The organism is Thermosipho sp. 1244 (assembly GCF_018588215.1).
GTDB classification, from domain to species: domain Bacteria; phylum Thermotogota; class Thermotogae; order Thermotogales; family Fervidobacteriaceae; genus Thermosipho; species Thermosipho affectus.
In genome coordinates, this window is record NZ_LNGA01000011.1 from 25,675 (window position 1) to 48,488 (window position 22,814).

22 protein-coding genes and 1 pseudogene are annotated in these 22,814 nt (G+C 29.1%); 5 read left to right on the forward strand and 18 right to left on the reverse strand.

From position 1 onward, the window contains the following. Positions 1-474: 474 nt before the first annotated feature. On the reverse strand, positions 475-600 hold the full coding sequence (locus AS157_RS09565) for a hypothetical protein (RefSeq protein ID WP_255373655.1): 126 nt from the start codon (positions 598-600) through the stop codon (positions 475-477). A gap of 95 nt (positions 601-695) precedes the next feature. On the opposite strand from AS157_RS09565, the gene AS157_RS01795 reads away from it, so the two are divergent. After that, on the forward strand, positions 696-857 hold the full coding sequence (locus tag AS157_RS01795) for a hypothetical protein (protein WP_197023198.1): 162 nt from the start codon (positions 696-698) through the stop codon (positions 855-857). Positions 858-1,394: 537 nt separating this feature from the next. Then, on the forward strand, positions 1,395-1,547 hold the full coding sequence (locus AS157_RS01800) for a hypothetical protein (RefSeq protein WP_197023200.1): 153 nt from the start codon (positions 1,395-1,397) through the stop codon (positions 1,545-1,547). Positions 1,548-1,747: 200 nt separating this feature from the next. Here the strand turns inward: AS157_RS01800 and AS157_RS01805 are convergent, their stop codons facing one another. Next, entirely contained in the window at positions 1,748-4,132 is a 2,385-nt protein-coding gene (locus AS157_RS01805; protein WP_077289185.1) for a glycoside hydrolase family 38 N-terminal domain-containing protein, read from the reverse strand. 9 nt (positions 4,133-4,141) lie between these two features. Next, the gene (locus tag AS157_RS01810; protein ID WP_158071825.1) at positions 4,142-5,140 is read right to left on the reverse strand and encodes a lipocalin-like domain-containing protein; all 999 of its coding nucleotides are present in this window, start codon (positions 5,138-5,140) and stop codon (positions 4,142-4,144) included. A 220-nt stretch (positions 5,141-5,360) separates the two neighbouring features. Here AS157_RS01810 and dps point away from each other — a divergent pair, with 220 nt between their 5' ends. Together dps and AS157_RS01820 are read left to right on the forward strand one after the other, a co-directional pair. Next, positions 5,361-5,909 carry a DNA protection during starvation protein gene (dps, locus tag AS157_RS01815; RefSeq protein WP_214494948.1) on the forward strand — a complete coding sequence of 183 codons (549 nt, stop codon included), beginning with the start codon at positions 5,361-5,363 and terminating at the stop codon, positions 5,907-5,909. After that, a complete protein-coding gene (locus AS157_RS01820) occupies positions 5,906-6,139 on the forward strand; it encodes a cytochrome b5 domain-containing protein (protein WP_077289188.1) in 234 nt (77 codons plus the stop codon). The genes dps and AS157_RS01820 overlap by 4 nt, the downstream gene beginning before the upstream one ends. Positions 6,140-6,377: 238 nt before the next feature. Here AS157_RS01820 and AS157_RS01825 read toward each other — a convergent pair whose 3' ends face one another. The 15 genes from AS157_RS01825 to AS157_RS01895 form a co-directional block, all read right to left on the reverse strand. Beyond that, positions 6,378-7,403 carry a hypothetical protein gene (locus AS157_RS01825; protein ID WP_143611760.1) on the reverse strand — a complete coding sequence of 342 codons (1,026 nt, stop codon included), beginning with the start codon at positions 7,401-7,403 and terminating at the stop codon, positions 6,378-6,380. 13 nt (positions 7,404-7,416) lie between these two features. Continuing rightward, positions 7,417-8,118: a hypothetical protein gene (locus AS157_RS01830; protein WP_077289190.1), complete on the reverse strand. Its 702-nt coding sequence runs from the start codon at positions 8,116-8,118 to the stop codon at positions 7,417-7,419. Positions 8,119-8,270: 152 nt separating this feature from the next. Then, the gene (locus AS157_RS01835) at positions 8,271-9,275 is read right to left on the reverse strand and encodes a type II toxin-antitoxin system antitoxin SocA domain-containing protein (RefSeq protein WP_197023202.1); all 1,005 of its coding nucleotides are present in this window, start codon (positions 9,273-9,275) and stop codon (positions 8,271-8,273) included. 4 nt (positions 9,276-9,279) lie between these two features. After that, on the reverse strand, positions 9,280-9,708 hold the full coding sequence (locus AS157_RS01840) for a hypothetical protein (RefSeq protein ID WP_077289192.1): 429 nt from the start codon (positions 9,706-9,708) through the stop codon (positions 9,280-9,282). Between the two features lie 149 nt (positions 9,709-9,857). Then, positions 9,858-10,433, reverse strand: coding sequence for a hypothetical protein (locus AS157_RS01845; protein WP_214494949.1), 576 nt, complete (start codon positions 10,431-10,433; stop codon positions 9,858-9,860). A 151-nt stretch (positions 10,434-10,584) separates the two neighbouring features. Next, positions 10,585-12,216, reverse strand: coding sequence for a UvrD-helicase domain-containing protein (locus AS157_RS01850; RefSeq protein ID WP_197023204.1), 1,632 nt, complete (start codon positions 12,214-12,216; stop codon positions 10,585-10,587). A 31-nt stretch (positions 12,217-12,247) separates the two neighbouring features. Next, positions 12,248-12,460 carry a UvrD-helicase domain-containing protein gene (locus AS157_RS01855; protein ID WP_077289195.1) on the reverse strand — a complete coding sequence of 71 codons (213 nt, stop codon included), beginning with the start codon at positions 12,458-12,460 and terminating at the stop codon, positions 12,248-12,250. Between the two features lie 4 nt (positions 12,461-12,464). Next, the gene (locus AS157_RS01860) at positions 12,465-14,345 is read right to left on the reverse strand and encodes an AAA family ATPase (RefSeq protein WP_077289196.1); all 1,881 of its coding nucleotides are present in this window, start codon (positions 14,343-14,345) and stop codon (positions 12,465-12,467) included. A gap of 41 nt (positions 14,346-14,386) precedes the next feature. Further along, positions 14,387-14,794 carry a hypothetical protein gene (locus AS157_RS01865; RefSeq protein WP_077289197.1) on the reverse strand — a complete coding sequence of 136 codons (408 nt, stop codon included), beginning with the start codon at positions 14,792-14,794 and terminating at the stop codon, positions 14,387-14,389. A gap of 459 nt (positions 14,795-15,253) precedes the next feature. Next, complete coding sequence (locus AS157_RS01870) at positions 15,254-16,210, reverse strand: hypothetical protein (RefSeq protein ID WP_077289198.1); 957 nt, start codon at positions 16,208-16,210, stop codon at positions 15,254-15,256. 152 nt (positions 16,211-16,362) lie between these two features. Beyond that, positions 16,363-16,701 (reverse strand): hypothetical protein, encoded by a 339-nt coding sequence (locus AS157_RS01875; RefSeq protein WP_077289199.1) that lies wholly within the window; start codon positions 16,699-16,701, stop codon positions 16,363-16,365. Between the two features lie 28 nt (positions 16,702-16,729). Next, entirely contained in the window at positions 16,730-18,331 is a 1,602-nt protein-coding gene (locus tag AS157_RS01880; RefSeq protein ID WP_077289200.1) for a TIGR04141 family sporadically distributed protein, read from the reverse strand. 51 nt (positions 18,332-18,382) lie between these two features. After that, on the reverse strand, positions 18,383-20,293 hold the full coding sequence (locus AS157_RS01885; protein ID WP_077289201.1) for a hypothetical protein: 1,911 nt from the start codon (positions 20,291-20,293) through the stop codon (positions 18,383-18,385). Between the two features lie 42 nt (positions 20,294-20,335). Further along, entirely contained in the window at positions 20,336-22,018 is a 1,683-nt protein-coding gene (locus tag AS157_RS01890; RefSeq protein WP_077289202.1) for a P-loop NTPase fold protein, read from the reverse strand. Between the two features lie 10 nt (positions 22,019-22,028). Beyond that, complete coding sequence (locus tag AS157_RS01895) at positions 22,029-22,511, reverse strand: hypothetical protein (RefSeq protein ID WP_077289203.1); 483 nt, start codon at positions 22,509-22,511, stop codon at positions 22,029-22,031. Between the two features lie 75 nt (positions 22,512-22,586). Here AS157_RS01895 and AS157_RS01900 point away from each other — a divergent pair. Then, a pseudogene (locus AS157_RS01900) lies at positions 22,587-22,814 on the forward strand (hypothetical protein); the annotation flags it as partial.

Here is a 22,814-nt window from a genome sequence, read left to right on the forward strand (position 1 = left end):
TCCAGAAAAACACAAATACAATTAAAAACACTAATGATAAAATCATTCCTATTTTTCGTAAAATATATACCACTCCTTTAATTGGTATTTACAGAATTAACTTAAAAACAACTTCATACTTCATATTACTTCTTTAAAAGGAATTTATCTCACACCATCAATTTTTACATATTTCCATTTTTCTTATAAAAGTACTTTATGTGAAAAAGAGAAATCTAGGCAATAATTATTAGAAATATGTACCTGTCAAAATGAAAAATTGTGTTCAGTTTATTGTAGACTTTTACAGGCAGAAGTACTAATTTGCTTGATTTTTGAAGCAAAGTTGCAAGGCGCCCTCTTTCTAAAAACCAACTTTAAATCTTTAAAGAACATTTAATATTTTTCTGCTACCTCTGAAAACTTAGCTTTTTCACCAATTTACATTACTTTGCTATTATTCTACCTACAAAACCTTTTATTATTTTTTTATCATCAAACATACAAAATGTAGGTTCTTTTCCTACCATGGCTTCCAAAATTTGCATGTATTATCTTTCTATCAACCGCTTCTTTCTTTGGTTCATAAGTATGTTTCAAATACAACAAATATTTTTCCAACCCTTTTCTTAAAAACTTTTGACCAAGCGCAACAAACCTTCTACATCATATTCTGAATAATCTCCAGTATATTCTTTACTAACAGGAAGGAACAATTGAGATTACTGGTTATTCTAAGTTATTCGTCATTACCAGATAGGCCAAAAAGGAAAGGAGGGATTGATTTTTACAAATTACTTGATATAACTGTTTCATTTATCCCTATCCCCCCTGTATTTTATAACTCCCCCATTACTATATTATCATTTTCATATTGACAAAGTCAAATTTTAACAACATAATTACAACAAAATGTTAATTATTGTTTTTATAACGCATTTGGAAGAATCTTGGATGATTTTTCGAATGTATAAGATCCTTCGCTTACGCTCAGGATGACATACCCTTCATACTACGTGTTCAGGATGACATCCCCTTCGCCTGCCCGCTCCTTTCGGATGACATTCCCTTCGATTACGTTCAAGATGACATCTCCTTTTCATAGTCATTCCGAGGAGTTACACGACGACGAATCTTTCCCTGTCATTCTGAGCGCGTGAGCGCGAAGAATATGATTCTTCGTCACTTCGTTCCTCAGAATGACAGAAAAAGGAAATGTTATCCAAGATTCTTCGCCCGCTTGCTACTCAAAATGACAAAAAAGAGTGCTTCTTCTTTCATTGTCATCTTGAGCAAAACAGTAACGGAATCGAAGGGTAGGTCACCCTGAGAACGAAGTGAAGAATTTCTCCAAAAATTCTTTAAGATTCTTCACCCACTCGTTCCTCTGAATAACAAAAAAGGAATTTCTTAGGATGAAAAAAGGATATTTCTCATGGTATAACCTTTTAATTGCCATAATGAGTGAAAAAAACTTATTTTTAAATCCTAACAAATTCATTCCTTCTTTGGGAATTTTGCTTAGTGGAAAAATTCATAACAGAAAATTTCTTGCCAAATTTATATAATTAATAGTCTCTACTTTTGATTCAAGCATGAAAATTTAAATTAAAGGCGTCAGAAATCACCTAAAAATTTTCCAAAATTCTACCTACATACTTGAGCAATTTTTACTAAACACCGCTTCTCAATAAAAATACTAACATTTACTCTTCTCTCCAAATCTTAAGAAAGCTTACTATGTTATTTTCTACTCGTTATGGTTGTTTTAAAAGCCATCAACAAACCTTACTGTTGCAACTGCTCTATTCATTTTAAGATAAACCACACCATCTGAAACTTCTAATTTTTCTATATCACGTTCCCTTGCATCACAAAGGTATGCTTCTTTGAATTCAAAATTTGGTATTATCTTTAAAACCTCATTCACGCCAAAAGGAGCATAAAATCTTGCAATTATTCCATTTCCTTTGAAAGCTCTCTTTACAGAAACTGTTAAGACCTCATCCGGGTAAACTTTTATCAAAGAATCAAATTCTCTTTTTAGCTCTTTATAACCATCTTCCCAAGGAAATGATAATTCTTTTAGAGATTTTATTACTTTCTCTTCAACATCATCCTTTTTATCAACCAGCATCACACCATAATCTACCACTTCATGTTTATGTTTTTTCAAATTCACAGGATTGGCTGGAAGACCTATTATTCCAAAAGCTTTCTCCCTTTGAGCACTTCTCATAAGAGAAATTTCTATCCTTCCATTTTCCTCACACGAAATAGCCCCCGGAAAAGATTTAAATATAACAAGATGATAACTTTTTGCTTTAAAAAACGCAAACTCATTAAGCGGCCAGAAGGTGGGTGCATATATTTTTTTACATGGACGGTGTATAACGCCCCCTGGAGCATGCATGTATATACCATGAAAAGATGCATTAAAGTTAAAACGAACGCTAAGCGCGTAGTCTTTTTTCAATCTTCCTTCTACTCTGAAATATATTATTGGATCTTCATTCTCTATCCATATCTTTTTTTTGAAAACATTTCCTAATATGCTGATAACACTGACAATTTCCAAAGCATTATTATGTTCTATAACTTTTGTTTCGTAAACTTTTACTGGCTTTTTAAATTCTTTCCAAATACCCCCATTAAACTCATATCCCATTCTCCAAAGTCCACCAGAGTCGCGGTAAAGGGCACTATCATTTGAAGGTAAACTTAAAAGATTTTCCTTGTCTTTAAAACAAAGGCGTGTTATAAGAGAAGTCCTTTTGTTAATTTCAATTTCATAGCACGTCGTTCTTATGAAAATTTTCTGATTATTTTCTGAAAATTTTGGAAAAAATCTAAAGTTTTTTTCTTTTTTAGGGGTACGCTCATTGACTTTTGCAAAAACTTCTTCTAATTCACCTTCTGCGTCTTTTAACCATGGAAGCTGCTCCCTTTCAACAACTTCGTCAGTAGATGTCCCGGTTATAAAGTCGTGATGATTGGAAAGAGAAGCTATCCACCAAACCTTCTTCACCTTCTCCCAATCAGATCCATTATAGTTTTTTGAATAAATGAGCATTTTTTCAAAAAGAAGCGCTTTTTCCACAAGAGAATGGGTAAGTTTTTTAACCTCTGGTCTTGATACGTAAAAGCCGGTCCAGTAAGGATTTGGATCCACTTCAAGGACAGGTAATTTATCCTCATGAAACCCAACAAGGGTAAGATAATCATCAAGGCCTGCAACTACGGTCCATATTCCCGTCTTTGAATAATACTCTCTGTTGTAGCGCTCAAGTAGCTCTACAAGATCGGAAATTGGCTCTACAAAATCGAATCCTATTGGGCATAGCATGTATGGCGTTTTGCTGAAAGGTTCTAAGATCCTAACATAATGGTGAACTTTGCGGGCAATGTAACATCTTGCCCTTAAAGGAATTGCAAATCTTGCAAGATATACCCTGCTTATTCCTATGTATGAGAGCATGTCCCCCATACCATAGGTAAAAGCATTCCAGTGAGCAAGAACTTTTCCTCCATTTTTGTCTTTCCAGATAAAATCAAGAGTCTTTTCCTTCTTTAGCAAAATTTCTGCCGTTGAACCTTCTCTTGGAAAATGTTTCCTGCTTTCAAGATCACAACCTGGAAAGTACATTCCATCCACACGAGTTATAGCCGTCTTTTCAAACCCTGCAGCGTTTAAAAGGGATGGAAGAAAAGGTGATGCTCCAAAGCTATCGGGGAAATATGCAACTTTAGGTTTTTGAGTCATTTTGTTCTCTTCAAGCCAAAGCTGCCCAATCAAAAAATCTCTTAAAATAGACTCTACTTTTGGAAGAATGGTATCTGCCGAAGTTGGTGCGCTGCTCATAAGGCGAAGCCTTCCCTCGTTAACAAACCTTTTTACAACTTCTCTCTTTTCCGGATTTTTATCCCAATACATCTTCAAAAAGAAAATGTTTTCAAGTGAGTAAATCCTTCTTGGCTCTTTTTCTAGTTCCTTAAGTGCAAGATCAAGGTTCTTCTGGACAAATCTCCCAAAATACTCCTCTGATGTGTAGAGCCAGTTTGGATCCCAGTGGCTAGATTCGGTGAAAATAAGCAACCTCTCTGCGTCATTTGGAATTCCAAGGCGCCTCCTTACTTCAAGTTCTTGTGTCATATTTCACCTCTACGATTTTTTCAAAAGATTTTTTATACTTGGCTTTTTCTTTTTACTTCTAACTCCTGGAAGAAGTTCAACAAACGCATAACCAACGTGTTTTCCATATAAATCAATTACCTTTGCCATAAGCTCAAAATACGCTATATTAACTTGACCATCCATCATGGGAACTACTTTGTAAAATTCTTTCTTTACACCTGGAAGCATAACATCCCACCCAAATGAAAAAACATATCCATCCACCTCTACAAGTTCCTTCTCTTTAACCGTAAAATCGCAAATCCTCTTGCTCTTTCCATATTTGTCAACGTATGTTCCATCCTGATACGGATGTTGTGGAAAGGAAAAAAGCATAACTTCTTCATCATCAAAAAATCGAAGAGAAAACCACTCCCAGTGCGTTGCAGGATCAACAATGTTAAAAGGTCCCCATTGCCTGTCAAACCATGATTTTCCAAGAACATCAAATTTTCTTTTTTCTTCTTCAGACTTTATAATAATCCTTCCTTCTGTTGGCATATTCGTAAAAGAGTAATAAACAGTTCTTTGCTTTGAATCTTTTGGAACGCCCATTATCAAAACTCCATTATCTCCATGCCACACTCCGCCTTTCCCATAGCCAAGTTTAAGCTCAAAAGAGAATTCATCAGTATTCACCCAAAGATTCATTCCATCCTTTGATCTCTTTAAAACGGCATAAGGCAAAACATCTATGGTCCTTTCGTCTTTAAATACTTTTCTTTCAAAAAACAATGCCTTTTGTTTAAAATAGTGCTTCTTTCGTGAAATATCTGTGAGAGCAAGCTGGAGCACTTTCAGAGTAATACCATACACTCTGGCCCTAAGAAACGTGTATTGATACGAAAAGATTCTTTCTGAACTTTCTTTATCCATAAGATATCCTGTGATATACCACCATCCAGAAACCCCTTTATGAGGAAACCATTCTTCTTCAAAGTTTTTGTGATCTTCCTCTTTATATGGTATTAACAAACGCTTTCTCATACTTACCATCTCCCATGAAAGTTTATATTCTAAAAAACGTTCGGTAAACACTATATGAATTAGATAAATATCCGATAACTTTTTATTTTAATTATACACTTATTCACAACTAATACAAAAACATTTGCAGTATTGTTTAAAATGATTCTATTTTAATTATTTTTTTAATTAAAAAATGTTATAATAGATTAGCTAACTTTTTATGAAAGAAGGTGCTATCATGGCAAAAGTAACAAGGGAAATGGTGGAAATGGCAGGAGTTGATGTGGACCAATTACTTGAGCTTCTTGTAAAAAACGCGGCAGCAGAGCTTACAACTTACTATTATTATACGATTCTCAGGGCAAATCTCATTGGAATGGAAGGAGAAACTCTAAAAGAAATAGCAGAAGTTGCAAGGATAGAAGATAGAAACCACTTTGAAGCTCTTATTCCAAGAATTTATGAACTTGGTGGAAAGCTTCCCGATGATATGAAAGTCTTCCATGACATGTCAGCATGCCCGCCGGCAAGGCTTCCAGAAAACGTAACTGCAGAAAATATCTTAAAAGTGCTTGTGGAAGCTGAAAGGTGCGCCGTTCGTGGATACACCCAGATATGCAACATGACATTTGGGAAAGACCACAGAACCTATGATCTTGCCCTTGCAATACTAAACGAAGAGATAGAACACGAATCATGGTTTTCTGAGTTCCTTGGAGAGGGACCATCGGGACACTTCATGAGAAGAGGAGAAACATCACCGTTTGTTTCCAAATTCCTAAAATGAGAGTTTTTACAAAAAAAGATCTTTTAAAATATAATGGAAAGAACGGTCGCCCTGCTTATATAGCTTACGAAGGTCTCGTTTACGACGTTACGGAAAGCTTTTTGTGGAAAGATGGAAAACATCAGGCACTTCACAAAGCAGGACAGGACCTAACAGAAGCTTTAAAAAGCGCTCCTCATGGAAAAGAGTTTTTGAAAAAATTTCCAGTTGTTGGTATTTTGAAGGAATGAAACTTATCAAAATGGAAAAAGGTGGAATCTTCCACCTTTTTCTGATTTCAATTTTCTTTAATAAGATTTTCTATATCTGTAGCATGTATACCACTCCTTGGAAACTCTACAAGCCTAACCTTTCTACATTTGTAAAATGAAGAGGAATATGTTTCTTGGAATAACAAATAAAAAATAGTATTCTAAATAAAGTGAAGAATATGATTAAAACTCTCGAAAAAACGATAACTTCATGTTTTCATATATTATTAGAGTTAACTATTTCAAAGAATTTTTTGAGCTCGTCTATTTCCTCTTCTTCTAACAAATCACTTAAATTATTTACCAATCCAGCTAAATTTAAACTTTGTTCTTTAATCGTTTTAAATCGATTATCTTGTAGAAATGGAAAAATACTTTTCGACATATAATATAGGAAAAACTTTAACATTTTAACGCTTTCAAACTCCTGAAACCCTCCATAAGCTTTTCCAAATATCATTTTTTCTGAATCCACAAAGAAATATCTTTCTAAACAACTATCTAAAAACTCTCTAAAAGTTTTAAGGTCATCGCCGTTAACTATTTCAAGAAGCAAAGATAACATTTTCTCGTGATTTTCTTTACTTTCAAATATGATAGAATCCAAGACAGCCACAAGAGTTCTAAGTGCTTTATCTACATATTCATTCTTGCATAGTTTATTTTTATAACAATGTTTAATGATAAATCCTCCAAGCAATAATATACCGTATATAATCTTTTTAACAAACAAAGTTTTTAAACAAACTTTCTGCTCATCTTCTTCAATATTATTATCAAAAATAATTTCTAAAACCATTTTAAAAATATTTCCAGGCCAAATTCCAGTAAGATACTCCCAAATAAAATTATCTTCCTTTTTAAGGTATAGATTGAATATGAAATCTACAACTAAAGCCGCTGAATAGTTTTGAAGTTCATAATTTTTGGCTATTTTCTCTTTGAACTTGGTAAACATCACCATAATAAGTTCGTTGAACCTTCTTATATATTCATAATTTTCATCGACTTCGATAAATCCCCTATTATAACTTAACAAATTATTAACTAATGTTTTAAAAATTGCATCATCCTGTTTGTTAGTTAATCTGTAAATAGTGGAACTTAAAAATGAGAAATCCTTAAATAAGTATATTTGATAAAAACAAACTTCCAAAATTTCATCAAGTACTATTTTTTTATATTTACTTTCCAAATTTTGCTCGTTCTTTATGAATGAAGATATAATAATATCAAAGTACATTAACCGTTTATCTTCAAAAACTTTTGAGGCTATTTCCAAAATGTTTTCTATTTCCTAAACAAATCTTAATAAAATTTTGATCCTTAGTTTTAAATATATTATCCAGAACATATGAAAATAATTCCTTTTTATCATATTTAACCAAATTTTTTACTAAGTTTAAAACATCATCGAAATTTTTCTTAGAAATTATTCTATCAATTATCTTTTCAGGTTTATATTGCAAGATTGATACCCGATAATATAATAAAACTCCTATTATCATATAAGAAACTCCTATAAAATCAGAAAGTATAGGAAATTTATTATACAAAAAAATGGAAACTATCATCCACACCACAAAGAAAATAGAAAAAAGAGATAAATAAACCAGACTATTTCCCCCCATAAATCTTTGTACAAGCTTTTCTGGTAAACCCTTATCTACAATCCTATTGTAAGACCAAACACTTAAACTAATTAAAATAGATAAAACCGTTAGAAATACTCCAGCAAAATTTGCCGTAGATTTCATATATTCGTAAATATAATTATTACCAGACATTTCAAAAAACACTTCTGGAATTATTATTTCCGTATCTGTCGAAGAATTTAATGAACCAAATTGAATATTTACAGATGTTTGTGTATCTAAAGGTATCTTCAATACTGTCTGTGAATAACCAAAAGCAAATAATATAAATAAAAAAGTTAAAATTAAACCAAACTTTTTCACTATACTCTATCCTCCTTGTGATTTAATTTTCTAAATAAAAAGCAGAAAAGAAATTCATTTGAATATAAACACTAAGTATTAAGTAAGATGAAAATTTTAATAGGCGGGAACGAAAATAGTGGAAATTTTCTTAAGGACTTTAATGTCTAATCTTAATACCTTACACTAATTTTTTTGTGAATCATATCTTGTTTAAACCTTATAATTTTTCCTCTTTCAGTCTCTTTCCAGCACTTTTCTTTATGAGTTAATTCTGACAATTTTTTCGAACTTAAATTACCGTATTCTTTTAAAACTAAGTCTATTATCATGTCTTCTTCTTTTGAAAGATTTTTAATTGATTTATAATTTTCACAGTAATTTAGACAGTATTCTTTATCTGGATGTTCTGAAACCACACCTTTTTTCTTGAGATATGTAAGAATAAGATCGTAATTATAAGGTGTTGGACCATATTTATTAGATTTATATCGCAACCCAGTGATAGATTTATCAATCATCGTATAAGATACTGCATCTATATAAAAAATTAATTTGAATAACTTCATAATATCTAAGGTTTTTTTAATGGACATTATTCTTGATACAACACTACAAAATTTTTCTCCATCAAATACTGTATATCCATTCAAATCAGAAGGAATATTTCCATGTTCTGATAAAATTTCTTGTTCAAATATTACATCGATTGTGTTATTTGACAAAGCAATCCTTTTTAAAAATTCATCTCTTTCTTCTTTTGTAATCCTTCCCTCAATTAAAGCTTCATTAACAAGCTGTGCAAAATTTTCCCCGCCTGGAATTATGTAATCTAAATACAATTTAAGCAATGGCTCAGTCAATCTTCGGGTCCCATTTTCGAGCTTTGAAATTAATGATTTTGTTCTTCCTATTATTTTTGCAAGCTCTTCTCCTGTTAATTTAAGATTTTCCCGAGCCCTGCGTAAAATATCCGGAGAAGGTATATTGTTTCCTTTTTCATATTTATTCCATATATCTCTCCATGCTTTTTCTATTGAAGAGAAATCTATAAAACTTGACTTACATTGGGGACAAACAAAAACATCATAGGAAACTTCTACTTCTTTTCCTTTAAACATTTGTTTCTCTTTTCCTCTTCTTTTTTTCAATTCTGCTCCACATTTCGGACATTTCATTATTTCACCTCCCTTCAGAGATGTATTCAGGTAAATGCAACGAAAGACAAATAACATTTTCTGAAGCATTAAAACTCAATTTAAAATAAACAAATTCGTCTGATGCATAACCATTTGGAGGTTCAAATTCTTCAGGTAAAAGATCCAGATTTGAAAGAATTTCATCCAATGGCAAGAATTTCCATACAACCAACCAATTCCCATCTCTCATTTGATCTTCGTCTATTTCATCGGGTTCATATCTACACGCAACATTCCAAACAGATTCAAGAATATCGTATCTATCCAAAACACCAGCTTTGAAAAATGATTCTATTAAATCTTTATTTTTCTTTCTTTCATATAAAAATGATATATCAACTCTTTTCTCTTCTATTACCTTATTAATTAATTCTTTAAAATACTTGAAAATCTCTTTTCTAAATTTTTCCAATAAACTCACTCCTATTATACATCTTTTGTGTCAACTTTGTCAACTTTTTAATGGGCCTGTTTCAAAAATAGGAAGAGATTAATCCAAAAAGACAAATTAGATACAAAAATATAATGAAATACTTTTGAATAACCTTTGAATAGCCTTTTCTAACAATAAACAAAAAAATTGCTACATACAAATTGTAGATTAAAAACTTTAATAGAGCCAATATTCTTGCCATATCTTCTCTGTAGGCATAAACATATCCACCAAGTTTTGTTTTTATGTTTCCAAATAAATATTTCGTTTCTTTGTTTGTAATCTTTTTCCAAAGGTTGTTTTCTAAGAGAATTTTTCTTTCTTTTAACATCGTATAGTTTGTCAGCTATAAACTTTTTTCCTTTGAGTTTTATCTTACTCAAGATTTTTTTAAGAAGTTTTATCTCACTTGAGTATGCTTTATCTACTTCCACATACTGAAAAAGTTTATACTTTCCTTTTGTCAGAATCACTTCACATCTTACATGATTTTTTACTTGTCTTACATATGTACCTCTCATCCAGTGTAAAGAAGTTTGCTTCTTAAATCCTATTCCTGTACCATCTACAATAACACTTTGTATATCTTCTTGAAGTTCGTCGTGAATGAATTTTATAAGAAGTTTTATAACTTCTTCTAACTGAAGAAGTCTGTAATGAAAATCTCTAAGAGATGGAACTCTCTTAAAGTATAATGCACCCATTTCTAATGTCTCTCTAAACGAAAGAGCAAACAGTTCTTTTAAAACTGCTTAGGTCTACCTTTGGAGGTAAATTTTATCATTTCCTCTTTTATTTTTGAACCTCTTCCTCTTATTTTTGAAACAGTCCCGATTATAATTGAGTAGCTCCAACCTACAGTTCTATTATTTCACAATTATCAATTTTCTCTTTATACTTTTCAATAGTATTCTTATGCACAGCAATACAAAGTAATTTTTTAGGTCGACTCATACCCACATAAACTACTTTTAATGTTTTTAAGATGTCTTTATTCTTGTTTTTCTTCTCAATGAACAAGTATTCTAATACCCTTCCAATGTCAGTTTTTTTGTTAAAAAAAGTCTCCAAATATAACGTAGCAGTGTGAGTTTCACCTTTTACCCCATGAACAGTATCAATAACTATTCTTACGCCATTTCTAGTATATTCATTTTTTTCATTTTTCCTTGCAAATATTATTTTTTTCATGTGCTCTTCAAGTTTTTTTCTAAAACTCTCAACTTCTAAAACACCAAGTTGCTTAAAAAGTCCTTCATTGATAAAGTTATAAATTTCCTCAGTTATATTTTCGTTAGTGTTTCTGCATTTAAAATACCAACTTATGCATTTTGTCCTTAAGTTTACATAAAAATCATTATAGTTTTCTTTTAGAAAAGATATTACACTTTTTTTGTTATTACCGTTGGGAATACTACTTTTGTCTTTTAAAAAATCCATAATACTAATTATTATGACATCAAATAAGTTAATAACTTTGTTGCTTTTCATAATGGTGCTTTTGTTAAATTTAGGGTAATATGACTTTATTGACAATTTTTTATCATCACTAATACTTTTTCTCCAACCAATCGCTTTAAAAATTCCCTTTTCTTTTTCAAATTTATATTCCTCTATTAAATCGACAAATTTATCAAGAACCTTATCAATACTATTATCATCAAAAATAATAATATGTGGTTTAAAAGAATCAACTTTATCGTTTCCTTTTATTTCAATCCCATTGTTTGTTTTTAATTGATTTACAAAAAAAGCTATATTTTTACCAAATCTTTTACTCGATGATATATACATTAGCTTCTCTTTTACGTCCCAATCTATATCTATACTGTCATCTTCATCATTAAAAATAGACTGATTTGGATCACCAAATCTTTGAACAATGATTTTTTTATCATCAAATATCCTATTCAGCACATCAATTTGATAGCTTCTCGTATCCTGCATCTCATCAATAAAAACACACTTAAATCTACTCATAAAATAATTCTTCAACATTGGAAATTTATCTATATATGCGTTGGCAAAAGTATAAGCTAATTTGTATTTTAAAATCCCATCTTCTTTTATTACTTTCTCCCATATAATCTCTTTTGCTTCTTTGTATGCTTGCCTGCCCTTATCTTTTAAACCATTCTTTTTATTAAACCTAAACTCTATGTCATTATTTTCTTTTATTCTAATATCCATTTCTTTCAAAGTATTCTCTTTCTTCTGAAATTTATTTTTTCTTTTCTTTTCAAGAAACACCGATAATTTTTGATGTTTTTCTAATTTGAAATGTTTTTCTATTGCTCTTAAATACATTATATCATCTATAGCCCTTAAATTCTTTTTAAACATATGCTTATACATAGGTATTGTTAAAAATTTATCCACAAACTTTTGAATAGTTCCAAAAAAATTGGGATAATCAAATAATATTTTACTTCTCTCTCCCAATTTATTTCTAATTTCGTTAATAGCAACATTTGTATGAGTCAGCACACAAATACCTTTTCCCTCAGGAAATGGCATTCTATTTAATAATATTATTTAATAATATTATTAATTTTGCCAACAAAACTGTCGTTTTACCGCTTCCAGGCGCAGCCACTATATCAACAGACCTATCAAAACATTTTATTATTTTCCTTTCTTCCTCTCCAAAATATCCATCACGCGGAAGTAGTATTTTTTTAATATTATTTATTTCTTCATCACTAACAATAACAATTTTCCTATTAGTCATACATTTATTCACCTTCAGTTTTTGTAACAAAATTTATAGCATCAACAATGTACTTTATATAAGGATCTTTTTTAATGATTTCTTCTACTTCATTTCTATTTTTCAATAAATTTTTTGCGAGATATTGAGCTACAACTGCTTTTGAAGCTTGTGATTTAAAGAGAAGTTCATAAATCTTATAAGCAATTTTTTCATTGTCATATCCTTCTTCTTGCCATTCTTCAATTTCTTTTCTAGCTTCATCTAAAAATTTTTCGAATTCTTCTTCTTCAAATTTGTCGTTATTTTTTATATTTTTAGCAATCTTTATAGCTGCATACAATCTATCTCTTATTCCACTTAATCCTAAATCATATTCAAGTGTCCAATTATTTGTAAACGTTTTTATTATTTCACTTTTATCATATTTCTCCTTCTTTTTCTGTCTAGCTTCTTCCCTTTGTTTATTTATATCTATTTCATTACTATCTTCTTTGTTTATTTTGCCTCCTTTTAAGTCGTAATAACATTCAGGCTTTACATCAAGGTCTGTTATAATTGCAACCTTTACTCCTAGGCCTCCTCCTTTTTTTCTTAAAAATATTTTTGAGTATCTTAAAAAAGCAAGGTTACCAACATTAACAATAGAAACTCCATATTTATCCAAAGGTTTATTTATTATCTCTGCAATAGCGGGAACTAAAAGATTTTCAGCAATTCCTTCAACCATTATGACCCCTTTAGCAAAAAATAAATTTGCTTTTGTTGCATCAAGAAATCTTTCAAGAAATTCATAGTCTCCCTTTTCAAGTTTTGTATAATTACTTCCCATGGGATAACACTGATTATTGGAACATATGATCAATCTTTCAAGATTAACAACTGATGCCAAAGTTATGCTGTGGGTTGTTAAAATATATTGACTTTTTTCATTGCTCTGTTGTTGCAGATATTTTATAAGTCTCAACTGTGCCTGTGGATGTAAATGGGCTTCAATTTCCTCTATTAAAATAATCTTCGAAACCTCACTTTTTTTGGAGAGTAATAATTCCATTGCTATATACAATTGATTTAAAGAACCCAATCCTGTTTTATTTTCTTCAATACTCAATCCCAATTTTGATAATATAGAATACAAATCTCCACCGGATATATTCACTTTAACTTTATAATTCTTATTTTTATAATCTATTCCCATAAAGCTTTTCAGAGTATTGTTGATAAATTCTGTAACTTCTTTTGCGCCTTTTTCTCCTTTTTTTATATCAAATTCTTTATTTTCTTCTAAAATCTCTGTTTCAAAGTAATTTTCTATGAGAAGGTTTGTTTTATCCATATATCTTTCTAAAACATGATTTTTTTCATCATTTTTAAAAAACAAATCATAGCTTTTCAATATTTGATAAAATCTAGATCTATATCCAGGAGTTAATTCATTTTCTGCATCTCTTAATGGCTTAAGATACGTTGTTCTCAATAAATCTCTGGCTTCAAAACTAATATCAAGATATTCTTCTCCAGCAGTAATTTTTGTTGTAATCTTATTATCTTTCATCTTAGCTACGAGTCTAACTTTTAATTGTGGAATATTATCTTCGTCAAATGTAATCCACTCTAAAAATCTTCCCCCTTCATCTTCTGTTAAATCTCTAAATATACATTCAATTTTTAGTTCTTTTTTTATCGAATCTTTATAAAAATCTCTTTCATCAATCCAAATTCTTTCGTAACTTTGAGTTCCTAGAACTAATTTTATTGCGTCAATTATTGTAGTTTTACCACTATCATTTTCCCCAACGATCAGGTTTAGACCTTTTTTAAAATCTATAGACACTTTTGGTGGCCCGTCTAATTCAGCATAACCAAACTTTCTAAAGTTCCATATGTTCAACTTAGCTAAATACATAAAATCAGCTCCTTGCATATTTAAAAATTTTATCGTATTTTTTATTCTGTTGTTTCTTTGTACTTGATAGAAACTTTTATTTTAAACTGGTTTAAACACTTTTTATAAAATTTCTTCCCTTTCGGAGAACCCTCATACCCTTGGCAAACTTCTAATGTTTCCAACTCTGTTTGTCTGTTTTTGACCATGTTTCGTAGTATCGCTCCCATAGAAAATCCTCCATTATAACAAAGAGGATTCCTGCAATCAATATATTCTCCGGGAAAGTTTTGTTTTGTATAAGTACGTTTATAATTCCACTTATTAATCCACCGACCTGATTCCTCGACATTTATTACTATATCTTCTATTTCCAGAAATGCTTCTTCAAAACTTACTTTTTCACCAAATACGTACTTACTATTTTGAAAAACATCTGAAGCTTTTAATCTTTTTCTATGATTTGACATTTTTTCACCTCAAATTTTATAGAAGTTTATTTGTTGCCTTTGCCATTCTGACCAGAGATCTCAATCCTTATAAATTCCACCAAAATTTTTTATTTATCACAACCTACATATTTCTCCAAAAATTGACTTAGAATTTGTAGCAGTTACTAAGTTACTACTAAAACTCTAAAACGTTGCTATACTTCCTTGTATTCTTATCCAAGAGAAAATGCCTCAAATTCCTAATTTTCAAACCTTTCATTCAATCGTGATACCACTTTTTTGTAATCTTGAGCGCAAAACTTTCCTTACGTTTCAAATGTTCATTCTTTTTAATATCTGGCAGTACAAATTTTAGATATTCAATATAACCGTTACTCATTTCCTTTGTCCATGAAAAAATTAATTTGTTTAACATTCATATCAAACAGTTGATTTGTTTACAATCTTTTAAATTTATAACACTTTTAATTATTGCTTTTATTTTTCAAAACACATTTTTAAAAAGTGTTCTTTACATACATTTTCTGGATCTACCGAAAATTTTTCACAATAATAATTGATAAATTTTTCGACTATTGTTCTATTCTTAATTGAGGTATCTTTTGACAGGTTAGTAAAAATTGTTTTAAGATTGTATGCTGATTGGCCAGATGCAAGTATTTGATTTATGTTTGCTTTTCCCACTCCTTTATTTTCCTTTACTTTTTCAAATAATAATTTCAAATCTTCTCCTTTTTCGATAAGATATAGTAAAGGCGCAAGAACCTTTTTTATAAATCTTGCAGAATAATCAAAAGAACTAAGCTCGGGAAGTTTGAATATGGCTGTTTTTAAGAGTATTTCTCTAAGTTTTTTAGAAAAATACTCAGAATGATAAATTTTATAGTTCCTTAGTCTTTCTAGGTTTATATAATCGATATGTTCTTTAATAAAATTTATAAGTTCTTCATTAACTCCTTTATTTAGTTCTTCAAGTATTATTCTTAAAAATATCAAGTTTTCAATTTTCTCCACAGAAAAGTCACCAAAAATTTCAATAAAAGGATCTTCTTCATGTTCTCTAATTAGTTCTTTTATAGTTTCGTCTAAGTATTTTACAATCTTACTAAAGCTCAATTCTAAATATCTAATTACGTTAGGTACGTCCATTATAAGCAATGTTAATTTTTCTATCTCCTCTTTAGAGCTTATATTACTAAAATATTTTCTCACTTTTTCTTCATTAAAATATTCTGATTTATACCTTAATAAAACCACTAATAAATTTCTAAGTTTTTTTATATCATTGTTTTCGTTAAAGTATTTCTTAATAGTTTCCCATAAAAGATTTTTAATAAAATATTTTCCACCCTTACTAATGTATTTTTCTAAAATAATTCTTTCAAAATCCTCATAAAGTTCCGGAAAATATTTACTAAATATATCATCAAACACATACTCAATTGCTTTTATTTAAAATAGGAGGTTGAGACAATAGTATCTCTATAGCATTTCTAATACACATTCTTGCATCCTCGGCAGTAGGTGCAAAATATTTTTCTTTTATTATATACATTGACATATGTGCAGACATATTTCTAAGGTTTTTAAGACAGTTTCTTGAGTTCTAAATTATCAATTAAATCAAGTTTTTTATAAATATATTCTTCTATCAAGTCCCATTCTCTTTTAATATTTCCGCTTTTTAGATTTGTTTCAATTTTTGAAACAAGATCTTTAGCTTGATTATCTTCGAAATTTTCTGCTAAATACTTGTCTTTTTTATAAAAATCATACAAAACAGTATTCCAAGTAAGTATAATAGCAGCCCTATATGCTCCTATGTTATAGCAATCTATTGCTTCTTTCATAAGTTCTTTGACTTCTGTATCGTAAATTGTAAGCAATGATTCTTCTAAATCTACTATTCCCTGGTTATAAGTCATTAAAAATCACATCCAAATAGAGAGACTACTAATTAGCAATTCCTTCCACATAAATTTTGTAATTTATCTCCTTGTCTTTTATAAAGTTATCCCACCACAAAATTTTAAGCTTTAAAATAAATGAGCCTAAATCATTAAGATTAAATTCATTGTTTTTAATTTTATCTGAGTATGTCTTTTGTTTAAAGCCTAATAAGAGTGCATAAGTTTTTGCGTTCAAAATTTCTTTTATTTTCTCCATACCAATGTTATCTAATTTTCCCTTAAGTTTTTCTGATAAAACTGCTTTACTATCTTCGTTCAAGCAATAAACTCCTTGATAAGCTTGATCAAATGCATAGCAAAAAGCTGAATTATCATCTCCTAATTTTATTGTTATCAATTCTCTATTTTTATATAAATCAGCTAATTCGATGTTTTTAACTTTGGTTTCATTGAAAGAAAAGTTAATAAATACCTTATGAAGTTTGATAGCATCTGGAAATTTATCATTTATCTTTTTTATATATTCATTTTCATCTTTAAAGTCTTTTATCCCAAATTTGTTTAAAAATACTTTTTCTCGAGTAATTTCATTTAACTTTTTTTCAACTAATTCTATAAAGGAATTGTTATATTCACCCCAAAAACTTTCATTTAAAATATACCTTTTTTTATCATTCTCTAAATGAACCAAAAGCAAATCTTTTAATTTCAATACCTTTTCCTCTGACTCTTGCCCTTCAACAACTACTTCCACATTTTTTAGTTCTTCAACATCAAATTCACTTAAAAATTCGCAAATGTTTTTAAGAGTTAGTCCTTCATATTTTTTTGAATGTTTTTTGTATTTAATAATACACATTTCATTTGTTGGTAAAGTTCCGTATTGAAGAAAATTCGGAAGAGAATCTATGATAATTTCAGCTTTTTTAAAATCATTATTTTTTAATCTCTCTAAAAGAATATTATCAAGCTTTTCAGTAATAGAATCGGACTTTTTATATCTAAAAATTCTTGGGAAATTAAGCGTTGTAGTTGTTGACAAAATTGTCCTTACTTTCGCTACAAATTCAGTAATGTTTACCAAAGAATTTCTATCTTCTAAAACAAGTGGTTTTGAAAATTCCACGGAGAGACCACATTTTATTCTTTTTCCAAAATACATATCTTTAGGTTTTCCAGAAACAAGATAAAAACTTTCCCCTGGTTCATACCGAAGATTACTTCCATGCCTGTAACTAATCAACTCCTTTATTTTTGTGCTTTGAATGAAAAATGAACTTTTTAAGTCAACACTTGAAGGCTCTATTTGTACTTCAGCAAACTTCATTGCAAATTCTGGTTCACATATTTCGCGCAATATATGAAATGCATATCCAAATGGGATTCCAAAAAAGTCTTCATTAACACTAACAATCAGTATGGCATTATATATTTCTCCAAAATTGAAATTCACTTCTTTCAAGTCAAATATTTTAATCAACCTATCTAACCATTCTTTTTGTTGTCTATTCTTTTTATTAATATACAGATAAACAATTCCACTACTAGTTTCCACTTTACTAGCTAATTTATAACCACTCTTTTTTAATCTTTTAGAAAGTTCTTCAACACTTTTGGAATCAATTTTGTAAAGGTTGATTTTCATACAACCTTCACCTTTTGATCAAAATTTTATTTAAAAAATTTTTAAATATATTTATTCTTTCACCATTTTTAAAAATCTTTCAACATTTTCTGGAACAGTACTCAGATTTTCAAGTGTTCTTATAAACTCATCATTTATTTCTTTTTCTAAAATTTCACGCTTGTTTTGAACAAGTTTCTCAAAAATAAAATTGAATTTTTCAAAAATAAAATCAATCTCCTTTTCAGATTGCTCTATATTATCAGTTGAATGAGCTTTAGTTTTAATTGATTGCTTAAAATCTTCTATAAAATCTTTTATAAATGAATTACTCTGAATAATTAAAAAATCAGCTATTTTTTCAATATTATCTTTACTAAAATTTTCTAAATTATCCAAAATTGCTTTAAATACGTTTTTGTGCAAATTCCCTATTAATTTAACTTGATAATTAGCACAGCATTCATAAAAAACAGGTTGAGTAAATAATTCTTCTCTGATATTTTTATCTATTTCTTTGTTTATAATTTTTTCAAATTCCTCAATTAATTTTTCTTCATTCCTTATACCAAATAAATAGTTTAATAATTCGATACTATGTTTATCGATTCTTACATTATCAAATGAGAATTTACTACTTAATCTTTTTACACAGTTTTTGATTTTTTCCAAAGAAACTTCTAAATCTTTTAAAAGTTTGTAAAGATTAAAAACCCAGCTTAAATCATATTCTTCTATTTCTAATAAATATTCGTATATATTTCTATATAAATTCGTTATCTTGTTCTTTTGTGAAGATACATTTTCAATGAGATAACTATAAGTTTCAAAGATTTCTTCTTTTTTAAAAAATTCTTCCATTTCATATTCTTTTTCTTTTATAAAATCAAAAATACCTTCAATATCTGCTGAACTAAATATCGAATTTAAAAAATTAATATTTATGTTCTTTATGTCGTTATAAACCAGAAAAAACGTGGCAAGACTTGAAGGCAAAACTTTGTTTTGATCTTGAGGTAAGTTAGAAATAATTCTTTGATAATTATTGATTGAATTAATTAGCTTACGTATTTCATTAGCCGTTTCTAACGAATAAAAATAGCTATAAAAAGTTAGAAGGAACCGTATGTAAATAAAATCCCTGCTAAAATTATTTACTGATAAAATCTTACTTAAAAAGATGGAAGAAAACTTATTTAAAACCAGTGTTTGAATTTTCCCTTTTTGTTCAGCAAATTTACCAAAAAGCAGTATTCTCCCGAGACCTTTCAAGAAATCTATGATTTGCGAAAAATAATCATCGTTTGTGGGGGCTTTGTTGATTTTATTGCTAAATATTTTCAAACATTTGTCAATCATATCATCGGTGACAACTATGCATTTGCTTATTATACTCTTAATTAACTCATCCGTCTTTTTATCAAATGTTTTTCCAATATAATCCAGTAATTCAATCAAATATTGAGCATCTCGTTCTAAATCATAGAATGTTTCTCTTAGCATTTCTATATCTAAATCAATCTTATTCTTATTTTCTATTAAGCTTTTTAAAATTTCTACTTTGTATCTTGAAAACTCTAACATTTGATTTATCAAATCAAAATTTTCTTCTTTTTGAATAAACAAAACAGATTCAATTACATTTAATAAGTTAGACGTTTTATCATTTAATATTTTTTCGTCTAAATTTGAAATAAATGATTCAGTGTTGGCAACGTTACTTTTTAATACATCAAAAAGTTTATCTTTGATGGATTCATAGACCCCATTAAAGTGTTTTTTTAATTCTTTTAAGTAAATTCCTATTCCAATAATTAACTGAGGCTCTTTACTATATATTGTGTCAGTAATTCCAATAATGAGATCCCTCAACCTATCTTCAAAGATATTTTTAAATGAATCTGGAATATTTGAAATAATAAGATCAAATTCTTTGTTATACGATGGTTCAGATAGAATCTTTCTAAGCGTTGGAATTTGCAAAACAACAAATCCAACTTGAGGTTCTTTAGCGTAATATAATGCTTATATTTTGTAAACAATCTCTTTAGAATTTATAAAACTATATGTATTATATCCCCTCTCAGTAAGATACAATTCAAAAACTGATTTGTTTTCAATGCTTTTTTCTATAAACAACTTTTCTAATTCATTTGAAGAATTAATCATTCCATAAGTTTTTAAAACAGCAAAAAGAATATAAGGAAAAACTTCTTTTTCTTCTTTTTTAATTAAATTTTTAATTTCAGGATACTGCTGAATAATAGTTATGTAATTATTTAAAAATTTCTTTATCTCTCTTGGAGTAGGTGGAATAAAAATTTTTTCAATCTCGGAAAAGGATTTTTCATCTTCTGAATTTCCTTCAAAATTTTTATCTTTTTCAAAAGTGTTTTTTGATTTTAAATTCTGATCTCTTTCTTTGACCTCTATATAATTTTTAAATCCAATAACTATCTGGAATGCTATCTCAAACAGATAGGTAGGTATATTTATTCCTATTTCTTTTGAGATTTGTTCGAAATACTTTTGCCAATTACCATATATCGGTTCAGGAACATAAAACTCCTTTTTAAATAGTTTATTAAAGTAATCATATCCACCTTTATCTGTTCCTATTCTAATTCCATCTGGATCAAATGGTATGATATAAAATACATTTTTTAGAACATTATCCTTTTCACTTTCATCGGATACCATAAACGGTTTTAAAGCAGCGAAAACTTCATCAACTTTTTCTTCCGGAATTCTATCAACATTGTCAATTACAATTACAATTTTTCCCTTATAATTCTTAGTTGCTTTCATTAAAATATCTACAAATTCGTTTCTAAAATCCAAAGAATTATCATTTAAAGATTTTGTTTCTTCACTATCTTTAATCTTTCCAATTAAAAGACCATTATACATGGATACAATTGGAATCATATCTTTGCTATCTTTCATAAACATCGCAAAAAGCCATACAAAAATAGAAAATGAAAAGTAAATAATAAACGCGGTTTTCCAAAACAAGAAGAGTGAGAAAGAAACATAAACTAGATACTCAATAGAAAAAAACAACCATACACCATAGGAAAACAACCATATTATAAAAATTGTACGCAAAAAGATTTTTATTAATTTTTTTGAAACTTCATTTTCTATACTTATAAAATAATATACAAGCAAAATTGTTAATGGAAATGAAAGAATCGAAAGCAAGCTCAAACTTTTTATAATCCCACCCGACAAATTGCTTAAGAAAAAAACCAACATGTTAGGAATAATAGTTATCATTAAAATGAATATAAATAAATGCAGCAAAGCAGTTCTTCTGGTAGGACTAACTTCTCTATAAATTGTTTTCTTTTTTCCTAAAATTTCCAATCTTTTACTCATGTAACTATTATTGTCTTTTTTTAAAATTTCTTCTTTCGCACTCCAATCTAAAAAATTTAGCAAAAATGCTTGTCTAAAGTTATGCCCGAGTTCCGCCCAAACATCAAAAACAAACACTTTATAACTATTATTTTTACTTTTTTCTTTAAGCATTTCAATAATACTTGATTTCCCACTCCCCCATTTTCCTTTCAAGGCAATTGTTGTTCCTTCATTTAAATCTTCAATAAAATTTGACATTTGCTCGGCTGTTTTTTCATGAATTTTAAAATAATCATCAGTTGTTGGATTATCTGGTATAAAAAGTTGTTTGTTTTTTCCACTCATATAATTCACCTCATTTTATAGCATCTTTTATTGCACTGAACCATTCTTTAATTTCATTGTAAGCTTGTAGTTCTTCGAAGAGCTCTATTGTCATTTTTTCAACTCCCTCCGTACATATTTTCTCCTTTATTTTTGATTCTCTTAAATTATTAACCATATTTTTTATTTTTTTAGCTACATCTAATTCATTCCACTCAACTATCCAATCATCTTGCGCTCTATTAATTAATGTGTTTTCACTTAACTCCCTAAAAATTTTCTCCGGGATTTGCGGGTGTACATAGTTCTCTATTTCTCTTTTTTTAGTAACAAAACCTTTATTTTTTCCCCCTCTACTGTTTACTTCCTCAACTTTTTTCTTATTCTCAATCTTGTCTCCGTCATAAATATGTATTTCAGGTTTCCCCAATTTTCTTAAGTAATTATTATCAACCCAATGTTTTAGAATTGATCTTCCTAAAGGGATAATTACAACTCTTTCGTCATTTTCCAAGTCAACTGGGAGTGTTTCAAAAATAAGAGGAAGTGGTTCAAAAATAAAAGGGGAGATGATATAATCTCCCCTGATATGAGAAGAACTAACATAAAGAAAATACTCAAACTTGTTAAAAAATTTTACAACAATATTTTACCACAACTTCCTCAAAAATCTACCTCCAAAGGTAGACCTAAGAAATACCCAGACGCACTAATTCTTTCCTTAGCAGTTTTAAAAGAACTGTTTGCTCTTTCGTTTAGAGAGACATTAGAAATGGGTGCATTATACTTTAAGAGAGTTCCATCTCTTAGAGATTTT